The sequence below is a fragment of the Bacteroides coprosuis genome (assembly GCF_020741705.1).
Lineage (GTDB): Bacteria > Bacteroidota > Bacteroidia > Bacteroidales > Bacteroidaceae > Bacteroides_E > Bacteroides_E coprosuis.
This window is the reverse complement of record NZ_DYYK01000084.1, coordinates 1-12,733: the sequence shown is the minus strand read 5'-3', so window position 1 is coordinate 12,733 and position 12,733 is coordinate 1. Positions and strand designations below refer to the sequence as shown.

Here is a 12,733-nt window from a genome sequence, read left to right as displayed (position 1 = left end):
TAATAATAATAATCGAGAAATATTGTAATGGAAACATTTTTAATAAAAGCACTGCAATTAATGATGAGCCTTTCCCTGCTTGTTATTGTTCATGAAGGGGGACACTTCTTATTTGCACGTTTATTTAAAGTACGAGTTGAAACCTTTTGTGTATTCTTTCACCCGTGGTTTAAGTTGTTTAAATATAAACCTAAGAATAGTGAAACCGAATATGTACTGGGTTGGTTGCCACTAGGGGGATACTGCAAGATCTCTGGTATGATTGATGAGTCAATGGATACTGAGCAAATGAAACAACCACCTCAGCCTTGGGAGTTTCGCTCTAAACCTGCTTGGCAACGTCTAATGATTATGATTGGGGGAGTTTTATTCAACTTCGTATTGGCCTTGATTATTTATGCTGCTATTCTTTTTACATGGGGTGAAACTTATGTTGAGACTTCACAATTACCATATGGTATGGAATTTAATGAAGCTGCACACGAAGTAGGTTTCAAAGATGGAGATATTCTTATTTCTGCTGATGGTAAAGCTTTTGGTAAATATGGTGCAGAAGTTGTTTCATCTGTAGCAGATGCTCGTCAGGTAACAGTACTAAGAGGTGGTAAGGAAACTTCTGTTTACGTTCCTGAAGACTTTATGCAAATGTTAATGGCTGATGGACATGCTTTTGCACAATTGCGTGTGTCTTCTAGGCTAAATGTAGTTGTGGAAGATTCCCCAGCTCAAAAAGCAGGTTTGGCTGTTGGAGATAGTGTTGTATCTATAAATGACAATTTTGTTGATTCTTGGAATGAGGCTTTTAGTGCTTTAGAAAAAGTTAAAGCAGAAAAGGCATCTAATATAAAAGTTCAAGCGTATAGAGGAGATGAATTGATGGATTTTACTATTCAAACAGATTCTTTATATAAATTAGGACTTCTAGGTACTTATCCAGAATATCAGACTAAAGAATATAGCTTATTAGCTTCAATTCCTGCGGGTGCCCAATTGGGTGTAAATACTCTAAAGAACTATGCCAACTCTATGAAGCATGTGTTTTCTAAAGAAGGTGTGAAGCAGCTTGGAGGTTTTGGTGCAATTGGAAGCTTCTTCCCAGCACAATGGGATTGGTTGTCTTTCTGGAATATGACAGCTCTACTGTCTATCATTTTAGCTTTTATGAATATCCTTCCTATTCCTGCCTTGGATGGTGGTCACGTATTCTTCTTATTGTACGAAATCATAACACGTAGAAAACCGAGTGATAAATTCCTAGAGAGGGCACAAGTAGTAGGTATGCTTATCTTATTCACTTTGCTTATTTGGGCAAATTTAAACGATGTATTAAGATTCTTGTTATAAGAATAAAGAATAAAAGAAATAAAACTAAAAGCCCTGCCTCAATTGAGGTAGGGCTTTTTTTCTTGGTTGAGAGAGTAAGTCAATTTCTTAATTTTATTAAGCGCTGATTTGTACTGCCTCTAAAGGGAAGAGTAGGAGAGTATTTCTCCTGAATAAAAGGTCCATCGACAAGTACATCTATGTATTCTAATATAGCTTGAGAATGTTTGTCTTTTAGTAACTCTTCATATAAGAAACCAGTATAGCACCAAATTGACAGCTGAGTTTTATCTTTTAATTTCTTCACTATAGGAAGCATTTCTATCGGGTTAAAGAAAGGATCTCCTCCAGATAAAGTAATACCGTCTAGCAAAGGATTATTATTGATTTCATCTATTATTTTATCCAGTTTTTCATCGGTTAGTAAAGTGCCAGCTTTGGGGTTTCTACTCTCGGGGTTGTGACATCCCACACATCTATGTGGGCACCCTGCAAAGTAGATTGAATACCTAATTCCGTCACCATCAACAATCGTTTCTGAATAAGTATGTAATATATTCATTGAATACTATAAGTGTTTTACACGATCTTTTTCTTCTGCTTTTTTAGCTGAATTCCAAGAACTCAAATCACCTGTTAGATAGCCTGTGATTCTTCTCATACGTAAGATGGCTTCACTCTTGCATACAGGGCATTTATCATAGATAACTCCTTTATAACCACACGCCTTACAAGTATCTACTGGGTGGTTAATTGATCCATATCCTATGCCTTCGTCGTGCATAACTTTTACAATTTTAGCAATAGCCTTAATGTTCTTTTGTGCTTCACCATCTAGTTCTACATAGGTAATGTGTCCACCTTTTGTGATTGCATGGAAAGGAGCTTCACATCTTATTTTATCAATGATGCTGATGGGTTCTTTTACATCTACATGGAAAGAGTTGATATAATAATCTCTGTCAGTTACTCCAGGGATAACTCCATATTTCTTTCGGTCTATTTTCGTAAAACGTCCTGATAATCCCTCGGCAGGAGTTGCTAATACAGAGAAGTTTAAGTCGTATTTCTTTTTTAGTTCTTCTACTACTTCATTGATGGTTAAAATAGCATCATATAAAGTATTCCAAGCTTCTTTATTATGTCCATGACCAGATCCATATAAGGCTACCATAGCATTATGTCCACCAATAAATCCGATACCGAGTGTTCCATGTTTTAACACATCTCCTACAATATCATTAATACCTAGTTGTCCTCCACCTTTCCATACGTCGTTGCCCATCATAAAAGGAAACTGACGAGCTAGTGCTGAACGTTGGTATTCATAGCGTGTATGAAGCTGTTCTCCTATAAGTAATGCTTTTTCTCTAACTCCATTTAAGAATGCCTTTTTAGCTATATCTCTTATTTCTTGGTCGTTCTTACTTTCTTGAGATGCTTTTCGTTTGGCTTCAATAGCAAGACGAGGTAAATTCATTGTTGTGAAAGAAAGATTTCCTCGTCCAAGGGCTGTTTTTTCTCCGTGTAAATCTTCATAAACTCTTGTTCTACAACCCATTGTAGCCAACTCATAGTGATAGCGTTTTGGATCATTTGCATCCCATTTATCATTTGCATTAAATGGAGTATCTAAGAACATAAAGTTGGGGAATAGAGCTTTTGCAGTTGTTTTACAAGCCTTTAAGTAAAGGTCGAAGTTGGGTGCTTTGAATTTGATCTTACCTTCTACTGCTGCATCAAAATCTGTCATCGCCAACTTGTAATCTTCTTCAGAGAAAGTGATGCCATCTTTTATTTTGAATATTTGAATAGGGAAAACGGGCACTTCGCCTTTGGATCCTAAACCCTCAATAGTCGCTTTTAATAATTCTTCTATAACCATACGACCTTCGGCGGACGTGTCTGTTCCGTAGTTGATAGAACTAAAGACAACTTGATTTCCCCCTCTAGAGTGCATTGTATTTAGATTGTGAATAAAGCCCTCCATTGCTTGATGGGTGTCTTTACGTGTTTGTTGATATGCTTTTTCAAAGACGTGCTTCATTTCTGCCTTATTGATATTTACATTGAGAGCAGTCAAAGCCAATCTTAATGTTTCTGTTTTCAGTTCAGGAGCATCAATACTGTCAATATGTTCATTTACTAATATTTTGATGTTGGATTCTGAGGCGTTTTCTTCATCTTCTATTAATGTGAAGAAGCTGATAAAGCTAACAATATGTTTTCTGAAAGATTTTAATACTCCTTTAGCCATGAAGAAGTCAAAGGCAGGTATTGCTTGGCCACCATGTTGTTCATTTTGGTTGGTTTGAAAAATGATTGTTGCTAGGGTTGCATAACTTTGAATACTTTGAGGTGTACGTATACTCCCATTTTTAGTTCTGAAGCCTCTTTCAAATAAATCATCTAAATCGTATTGTATACAAGTAGTGGTTTTGGTAGGGTAATAGTCTAAATCATGGATATGGATATCTCCTAATTTATGAGCTTCAGCAAATTGTTTAGGCAGAAGGTACTTATACGTATAGTCTTTGGTTACCTCTGAGGCAAAAGTCATCATTTGTCCTGCAGGAGTATGACTACTCATATTTGCATTACTTAAATTTACATCATTTGTATCAATGGCAACAATACCATCCATGATGTGTTTCATTTTAGTTTTTTTCTCGCGCTCAGTAGTCCTCCAATCTCTATATAGAATATATTTTTTTGCAACATCAGGATAGGCTTTCATGAGTTCATTTTCAACAAGATCTTGTACTTGCTCTACGGATATGGTATCCAATTGAATTTTATTTACTACGCTATTTGTTATTTCAGACGTGATCTGAGAATCACCGTTTATACCCGTAGCAGTGAATGCTTTGCTAAGTGCATTTTGGATTTTAAGAGGTGAGAAAACCTCTTTTTTTCCATCTCTCTTAATAATTGATTTCGTTCCAGCAGCCATTGTCTTTTGATGATTTTAGTTTTCATTTTGGAAAACTTTTTATTTATTTGAATTTTAAAGTTTACCAAAATAGATTATTTAAAACACTTTTACTATACTCAGTGTAAAATGTTTATTTTATATAAAACATTGATTTATAGGTATATGAGTGTTTTAATGTCGCAGGTATAACAAAGATACTAATTTTTTTATGAAAGCAAATTTATTTTAAAAACAGATTATTTGGAATACTTTCATTCTTTTTTAATAGAAAAGTACTCTTTGATACTCTCTTAAAAGAGCACGATAACTAGTGTTTTAAACTCGTAAAAAGAGAATTAACACGATGGCATAGTCTAGTGTCTGTTTTTGTGTTATCGTGATGTAAAAGCGGTGTAATTATCTTTAATGAGGCATGCTCATTTTAATGTAAAAGGTTAATTATTTTCTACTGTGCAGGTTTATTATTTGGCTGGGCATGAGCAGATGTAATTTTACAGTGATAGGTTCTCATCATAACACCGACATGTGAATACTTTGACACCGACATGATGATGACATGTCGGTGTCAAAGTAATTAACCCCTCCTAAGAAAATAAGTATTTAATGTTCGCTAAGGAGCTTATTTAAAGGATGTTTATGTGGATAGACTTATATGATTTGTGTTCTTTACTATTAGAGATGTTTTAAGGCATTATTTTTTAACCTTATTCTGAATATTAGAAGTTAGCAAAAACAAAAAGAGAGATTCTCGACTGAGAATCTCTCTTTTTATATATGATTAAATAGACTTATTATTTAAGTCCTAGTTTTTTAGCAATAGCTTTTGGTAGAGCATCTTTATGAAGAACAATATTCATTGTTTTGTATCTCACGAAAGGTTTTGATGCATACCAAGTTCCTTCGTATTTATTATCTGTACCCCATGAGTTTTTCACCATGAAATATTCTTTACCTGTTTGGTCTTTTGCAATACCATAGATAAGCATACCATGGTCGTCAGTTGTTTCCCAATTGTCAAATGCTGCTTGACGCATTTCTTGAGTTGCCTCAACTTCAGGTCCTGGTTTAGAAACTGCTTCTTTGCTCTTATCAGCAGGAGTCATGCCTGTCCAGCGAGCCATATCAGAGCCACTTAGATCTGTTCTTTCAAGATCAGGCATTACTGCAATGCCATTACGAGTGAAACCAACTTCACTTACATCACTACCCCATGCAATTGTAAATCCTTGTTTCACTGCATAGTCCATTACTTCCATGAATTCATCAATTGGAAGATTGTATGATAAACCACCTCTCCAATTGTCTTGAATTTCAATAACAAATTGTTCGTAGAAAGGGTGGTGTGTATAAGATGTTAGAGAAATATAATCCTCAGCTTTAAGACCTAGTTCGTCAGCAAAGGTTCTTGGAGTATATTCTTTACCTTTATAAGTGAATTTTTCAGGGCATTCGCCTAGATATGTATCATAGATAGCTTTTAAACCTTCTTTCCATACGGGAGTAAGTTTTTTGAAACGTCCTTTAGCAATAGCGTTTACGTAGCCAGAAGCTACAGCATCTATTTCTGTATGAATATGTTTTTCTTCACCATATTTAATTCCTTCCATTGCTTCTTGAGGAACTAAACCATCCTTTTTCATAGTAGCAATAACATCATAGAAACTACCGCCTGGAGAGAATGAACTATCTCCATGAAGGCGAACATATAGTTCAGCTCTATCTAGCATAGTGTGGTGAACGATGAACATCTCAGATAAATCATATTCTCCTTTACCTTGACGTAGAAGTTCTGATTCTAAAAGACCGATTCCAGAAAAGCTCCAGCAGGTACTAGATCTATTTTGGTTCTTAACAGGTGTGATAGCATTTTCTTTTACTGTTGTAAACTGAAAACCTTCATCACTTTTAGCACTCTCTTGTGCATAAAGGCCAAAACTTAGAAGGCATACAGCTGCCGTAAGTAGTGTTTTTTTCATGTTGTTTTAATTTAGTTTGTTATGTATTCAATAAATACAAAGATATATAAAAGTGTCAGAGAATTCTACTTGAAGAAAGCTCAATATGAAAAATACTTTCTTTTTGTGTATAAAACGAATTATATTTAGCTTTCCTGTCTATATAGTAATGTGTTATTAAACATGTATGTATTGCTGAAAAAGAATATTTATATATTATCGTATTGTAAATCAGTTAATTGTGTTTAATAAAACTATTCCCGTTTGTCTAAATAAGCATTTTTTTTTATCTTTGAAAATGTCATAAATAGAAATTGGCATAATTAATCAGTTAATTTCTTCAAATTAAACTGTTCGTTTATAGGAGTTGATATAAAAAAACTCCTTCTCTATATCATCCGTTCAGTACATATAATTTTACAATTTTATTAATTAATAATAAAGGGCAAAGAAGTTGAGTAAATGTCCTTAAAAAAGTTACTTTATGAGATATAAAGAAAGAATTCTTTTTACCTTTTTATTTTCGTTTTTATTTTTTTCTACGTATTCAATTGCTCAAGAGAAGCCAGAATTTAAGCTTGGTGGAGCACTCCGTTTTAACTATAACTATTCCGATTGGAAAGAGGATAGTAAAAAGAAAGGAGGTGATTTCGGTTTTGATGTATTCCGTTTAAATCTTACTGGAGGTTATAAAAAAATTCTTTTTGATGCAGAATATCGCTTTTATGCCAATAGCTCTGGTGGACATATGCTTAAACACGGTTGGTTTGGCTATGAATTCAATGAAAATCATCAAATACAAGTAGGATTAACTCAAGTTCCTTTTGGCGTATTACCTGTTACTTCTAATAATTTCTTTTTTAATCTGAATTATTATTTAGGATTAGAAGATGACTATGATATGGGTGTGAAATATTTGTTCAATAAAAATGCTTGGAATCTAGCATTGGCTTTCTTTAAAAACTCTGATATTCTTGATTTTGGAGATAAACAAAGTTTATCACCAAATCGTTATTCTTATGATGTAGGAGGTAGAGATAAAGAAGTAAATCAGGGAAATATTCAAATAAACTATACTTGTGGAAATAGGTTTAAACAAGAATTTGGTCTATCGGGAATGCTCGGTGGTATTTACAATATGGACACTGAAAAGATGGGGTTGAGAAAAGCTTTTGCAGTACATTATTCTGCTTCATATAAAAACTGGGATGTTAAGGCTCAGTATACTACATATGCTATGAGCCCCAAGAAGGGAAATGATAAGAATGGGAACCCTATAGATCGAGATTTTGTAACCATGGGAGCTTATGGAGCGAATTATAATGTAGCTAGAAAAGCAGATACTTACTTAGCTACTATTGCTTACACAATACCTGTAAATAAAGGAATATTAGATAATATACGTATCTACAATGATTTTAGTATGATGCATAAACGCATTGATGGCTATAAAGATAGCTATCAAAACGTCTCAGGAATATTACTTACAACAGGACCAGTATTTACTTACATCGATTATGCCTTGGGCAAAAATCATTCCTGGTTTAGTAATGCTTGGGATGATAGTTTTGCACAAGGTGATCCTTCTAATAAATGGAATGCACGTTTTAATATAAACATGGGTTATTACTTCTAAACCTTTAAAAATAGAATAATAGATGAGTAAAATAGAAATAAAAGATTTATACCTGATATTTGGAGCAGAAAAAAGTCGCGCTTTCCGTAAACTGAAAGAGGGTAAAAGTAAGGCGGAAATACTCAAACATACGGGATGTACTATTGCTGTGCAAGATGCAAATCTAACTATTAATGAAGGTGAGATTTTTGTTGTAATGGGATTGTCTGGTAGTGGAAAGTCTTCACTATTACGTTGTATTAATCGGTTGGTTACTCCTACACATGGAGAAATAATTATCAATGGAACAGATATATCCAAGGCTAGCGATAAGCAACTGATCAATAGTCGTCGTAAGACTATGGCTATGGTCTTCCAAAACTTTGGACTGTTACCCCATAAAACGGTTGTTGAAAATATAGGTTTTGGTTTAGAGTTGCAAGGAGTTGATAAAGAAACTCGAGAAGACAAAGCAATGTATGCTATGAAGCTAGTTGGATTAGAAGGTTATGAAAGTCAGATGGTAAGTGAGCTTTCTGGTGGTATGCAGCAAAGGGTAGGCTTAGCCAGAGCTTTAGCTAATGACCCCGAAGTGCTATTGATGGATGAAGCTTTCTCTGCACTAGACCCTTTGATAAGAACGCAAATGCAAGATGAGCTTTTGGCCTTGCAAACAAAGATGAAGAAAACCATTGTCTTTATTACCCACGATTTAGACGAAGCTATTAAGTTGGGAGATCGTATAGCAATTATGAAAGATGGCGTGATAGTTCAGGTAGGTACTTCGGAAGAGATACTAACAGAACCTGCCAATAATTATGTAGCTAGTTTTGTTGAAAATGTAGATAGAAGTAAAATCATTACAGCATCTTCTATCGTGTTGAAAGATCCAATTGTTGCACGTTTTAAGAAGGAAGGTCCTGAAGTTATCATCAGAAAGATGAGACGAAAGAATCTTACTCTTTTGCCTGTGGTAGATGAAGATAATTTATTAGTGGGAGAAGTATATTTAGAAGACTTACTGGAACTCCGGAAAGAGCATATTAAAAATATTGATTCTGTTATTAAGCAGTTTGGCCACACAGTTAGAGAAAACACGGTTATAGAAGATATTATTCCCTTGATGACAAAAACAAACTCTCCTATATGGGTAGTGGGTGAAAATAAGGAGTTTAAAGGCATTGTACCTCTTTCTTCATTGGTGTTCGAAGTCACAGGAAAAGATAAGAAAGAAATAGATAAGTTAGTTCAAAATGCACAAGACTTATGATTGAAAGAATTAATATAGGAAAATATATAGAGATAGCCATTAATTGGTTAACAGAGAATTTTGCATCATTTTTTGATGCATTGAATACAGGTATTGGTGGTTTTATTGACGGTCTTCAAACCATACTAAATAGTATCCCTTTTTGGATTACTATCATTGTTATGGCTATACTTGCCTGGAAAAAAGCAGGTAAAGGAGTAGCATTATTTTCGGTTTTAGGTTTACTATTGATTTGGGGAATGGGCTTTTGGGAGCCTACTATGGAAACCTTGGCATTAGTATTATCTTCAACGTTTATTGCTTTATTAATAGGAGTTCCTTTGGGTGTATGGACAGCTTATAGTGACCGTTGTGATAAAATATTACGTCCGGTACTTGACTTTATGCAAACTATGCCCGCATTTGTTTATCTAATTCCTGCTGTTTTATTCTTTGGATTAGGACCAGTACCAGGAGCTTTTGCTACTGTAATTTTTGCTATGCCTCCTGTAGTTCGTTTAACAGGACTAGGTATTCGTCAGGTTCCTAAAAATATAGTTGAGGCTACTACATCTCTAGGGGCTACTCGTTGGCAGCTGTTATTTAAGGTTCAGTTACCATTGGCTTTGCCTACTATTTTGACAGGTGTGAACCAAACGATTATGATGTCGCTCTCTATGGTTGTGATAGCTGCCATGATTGCTGCTGGTGGATTAGGAGAGATTGTATTAAAAGGAATTACCCAGATGAAAATCGGTTTAGGTTTTGAGGGTGGTATTGCTGTGGTTATTCTTGCGATTATATTAGACCGTATTACGCAGGGTATAGCGAAGAAAAATAATGGGAAAAAGAAAAATAATTAAATAAAAGATATAATAGAATGAAATATTTAAAAAGTATAGCACTAATGCTTGTAACAGCACTGTTATTTGCATCATGTGGAAATCAATCAGATAAAAAAACAATCACTTTTGCTTATGTTAATTGGGCTGAGGGAATTGCTATGACAAACCTCGCTAAAATCTTATTTGAAGAACAAGGTTATAAGGTGAAAATGAAGAATGCAGATATTGCTCCAATTTTCGCTGCATTAGCTAAAAAGGATGCAGATGTGTTTTTGGATTCTTGGTTACCTATAACGCATGCAGATTATTTTAAACAATATGGAGATGCGATAGAAGAAATAGACACATTGTTTAATGATGCAACGATAGGATTGGTAGTACCTTCGTATGTAACTATAAACTCTATTGAAGAGTTGAATAGTGTAAAAGATCAATTTGAGGGCGAGATTGTAGGGATTGATGCGGGAGCAGGAGTGATGAAGGTTACAGAACAAGCTATCAAGGATTACAATTTGGATTTTAAATTACTTTCTTCGACTGGTCCTATGATGACAGCAGCTTTGAAAAAAGCTATTGATGAAAATAAATGGGTTGTTGTAACTGGTTGGAAACCTCATTGGAAGTTTAGCCGTTTTGATTTGAAAATTTTAGAAGACCCTAAGAATGTATATGGAGAAGCTGAAGTTATCAAGAGTATCTGTAGAAAGGGATTTAAAGAAGAGGATCCTTTTGCCACAGAATTGATAGGAAATATGAAGTTTACTAATGAACAGATTAGCTCTTTAATGGATGCACTAGAAGATGCTCCAACAGAGGTTATGGGAGTAAAATCTTGGATGAAAGAGAATCAAGAGCTAGTAGATAGTTGGATACCGAAGAAGCTAGAAGAATAGTTATTGGATGGTCAATATAGTAAAGGTCGAGGATCCTCGCGAGGATCCTCGACCTTTTTTTATTATCTATTTTTAAATGTAGAAATACTTTTTATTTTGGTGTTTATTACTAAAAATCCCACTATCAGTATGCCAATAAAGAGAACCAATGCAAAAATTAAGGTACTCGATGATAAAGTACTTGCAATGCTCGTATCTGTTACTTCTTTTATGAAAGGGATATAAATACTTTGGGCATACTTGGTTATAATGATGGCTATTATAGATGATATACTCACTAGTATCATCGTGATAAATAGATATGGGCGGGCTATTTGTGTATTTGAATATCCTAAAAGAGATAGGTTTTCTAGGCTATATATATTTTTCTCTACGAGTAAGTAAATACTTAAAATCAAAATATAACAAGCCAAAACACTTATAAGTAAGCCTATAAATAAAACAATGCTGATACTTATATTTAAAAAGTAACGAGCTTTCCCTGTATCTAGCTGGTTCCCATCAATGATATAGCCCTTGTCTGCAATAAACTTAGAGAGTTGAGGATCTGAACTATTCTTGACTTTTATGATGACGCGTAGAGCATCCTTTTCTTTATCAGTTGAATATTTGCTGTTAGCCTCTTTCAAGAAGCTCTCGGGCACTAAAATAGTGTTTATCCTTTTGGAGAAACCGATAATACGCCCTTTATATCTTTGAAACTGTCCATTTCCAGAAGCATTAATATCTAATACTACGGAGTTGATAAGTCCTTCCGAAACTTTGGGTAAACTTTTGCTAGCAGCAAATCCAAAATTATATAAATCGAGATAGGAGCGAGGAATAATAATGGGAATTTCTTCTTTTTCCGTATTGTAGATCCAATCTGTACTTTCAACATCAATAAAGTTATCAGGAACAGACTCAAAGAACATATCGGTTGCTATTCCAAATTGCTTTCCAATAAAATTAATATTGGCTCTGATGTTGAAATGTGACGCTTCAAATAAACCTACATCTTGGATGAAGGATTGATCTTTTAGGCTATTAATTTCTTTTTTTGAGAATGAAGGCGATTTACCTAATATAGAGCCAACTGTATTGACCTTTTTGGTGAGTATTATATATTCATCTTGAAGGAAACTATCTTTATCATTTAATATTGGGTGTAAGTCAGAATAAATCTGAATACCTATAAAGATAATACTGAGTCCTACTAGATTGGCTAATGTGAAACCTATTAGCTGATTACGACTCATCTTATGTTTAAGTAATTTATATAGCATAGTTAGAGATTAAAGTAGTTTGAGTAGGGTAAATCTAATTGGTGTCCCAATGATGTTACTATAATGCCTGCTCCTTGCCCTGAGGCTTCTTCGAGTAGCAGTTTTGCTAACTCTTTACTGTTTTCTACGTCAAGGTGGCTTATTGGCTCATCTAAGAGTATAAATTGATAAGGCTGACATAAGGCTCTAATAAATGCAACTCTTTGTCTTTGTCCAAAAGATAAGGCTTTAATGGGTATATTAGTCTTGTCTGCAATACCTAGCCGCTCCAACATATTGGTGATATCTTTCTTGCTTTTAAACTTAGTAAGTTTATTCTTGATCTGGATATTTTCTAAGGCGGTAAGCTCTTCAAACAAACGGAGCTCTTGGAACATGATACTCAATTCCTTTTGTCGGATTGAATTCCAATCTTTACTTTTTATTTGCCTGATATTCACATCATCAAAGAAAATCATACCTTGGTAATCTCGTCTATAACCGAAAATATAGCTACAAAGAGAACTTTTTCCTGTTCCCGATGCAGCTTTTATAAGACATATCATCTCTTTATCAAAGATAATATCTTGATGCCATATATCTGATTGAATGCTGCTACCCCCTGCAAACACTTCAGGAAGAGTCTGCTTTAGATGAATCTTTTCCATAATTAT

General features: G+C 34.4%; 10 protein-coding genes. 5 read left to right on the top strand and 5 right to left on the bottom strand.

What is annotated here, in order from left to right:
- The first annotated feature begins 27 nt into the window (after positions 1-27).
- Positions 28-1,344: an RIP metalloprotease RseP gene (gene rseP, locus K8V80_RS05065; protein WP_276775864.1), complete on the top strand. Its 1,317-nt coding sequence runs from the start codon at positions 28-30 to the stop codon at positions 1,342-1,344.
- A 79-nt stretch (positions 1,345-1,423) separates the two neighbouring features.
- Here the strand turns inward: rseP and nrdG are convergent, their stop codons facing one another.
- From nrdG to K8V80_RS05050, 3 genes are all read right to left on the bottom strand, one after another.
- Positions 1,424-1,885 (bottom strand): anaerobic ribonucleoside-triphosphate reductase activating protein, encoded by a 462-nt coding sequence (gene nrdG, locus K8V80_RS05060; RefSeq protein ID WP_006743422.1) that lies wholly within the window; start codon positions 1,883-1,885, stop codon positions 1,424-1,426.
- Positions 1,886-1,891: 6 nt separating this feature from the next.
- Positions 1,892-4,276, bottom strand: coding sequence for an anaerobic ribonucleoside triphosphate reductase (locus tag K8V80_RS05055; protein WP_276775863.1), 2,385 nt, complete (start codon positions 4,274-4,276; stop codon positions 1,892-1,894).
- Between the two features lie 773 nt (positions 4,277-5,049).
- Entirely contained in the window at positions 5,050-6,234 is a 1,185-nt protein-coding gene (locus tag K8V80_RS05050) for an aminopeptidase C (protein ID WP_276775862.1), read from the bottom strand.
- A gap of 463 nt (positions 6,235-6,697) precedes the next feature.
- Between K8V80_RS05050 and K8V80_RS05045 the strand changes: the two genes are divergently transcribed.
- From K8V80_RS05045 to K8V80_RS05030, 4 genes are read left to right on the top strand one after another with little or no spacing between them, the layout of a single operon-like run.
- Positions 6,698-7,849: a hypothetical protein gene (locus tag K8V80_RS05045; RefSeq protein ID WP_276775861.1), complete on the top strand. Its 1,152-nt coding sequence runs from the start codon at positions 6,698-6,700 to the stop codon at positions 7,847-7,849.
- A gap of 22 nt (positions 7,850-7,871) precedes the next feature.
- The gene (locus K8V80_RS05040; RefSeq protein WP_276775859.1) at positions 7,872-9,098 is read left to right on the top strand and encodes a quaternary amine ABC transporter ATP-binding protein; all 1,227 of its coding nucleotides are present in this window, start codon (positions 7,872-7,874) and stop codon (positions 9,096-9,098) included.
- Positions 9,095-9,940 carry an ABC transporter permease gene (locus K8V80_RS05035; RefSeq protein ID WP_006743417.1) on the top strand — a complete coding sequence of 282 codons (846 nt, stop codon included), beginning with the start codon at positions 9,095-9,097 and terminating at the stop codon, positions 9,938-9,940. The genes K8V80_RS05040 and K8V80_RS05035 overlap by 4 nt, the downstream gene beginning before the upstream one ends.
- A gap of 17 nt (positions 9,941-9,957) precedes the next feature.
- Positions 9,958-10,815, top strand: coding sequence for a glycine betaine ABC transporter substrate-binding protein (locus K8V80_RS05030; RefSeq protein ID WP_276775858.1), 858 nt, complete (start codon positions 9,958-9,960; stop codon positions 10,813-10,815).
- A gap of 62 nt (positions 10,816-10,877) precedes the next feature.
- Here K8V80_RS05030 and K8V80_RS05025 read toward each other — a convergent pair whose 3' ends face one another.
- Together K8V80_RS05025 and K8V80_RS05020 are read right to left on the bottom strand one after the other, a co-directional pair.
- Entirely contained in the window at positions 10,878-12,080 is a 1,203-nt protein-coding gene (locus K8V80_RS05025; protein WP_006743415.1) for a hypothetical protein, read from the bottom strand.
- A gap of 2 nt (positions 12,081-12,082) precedes the next feature.
- A complete protein-coding gene (locus K8V80_RS05020) occupies positions 12,083-12,727 on the bottom strand; it encodes an ATP-binding cassette domain-containing protein (protein ID WP_276775865.1) in 645 nt (214 codons plus the stop codon).
- Positions 12,728-12,733: the final 6 nt, after the last annotated feature.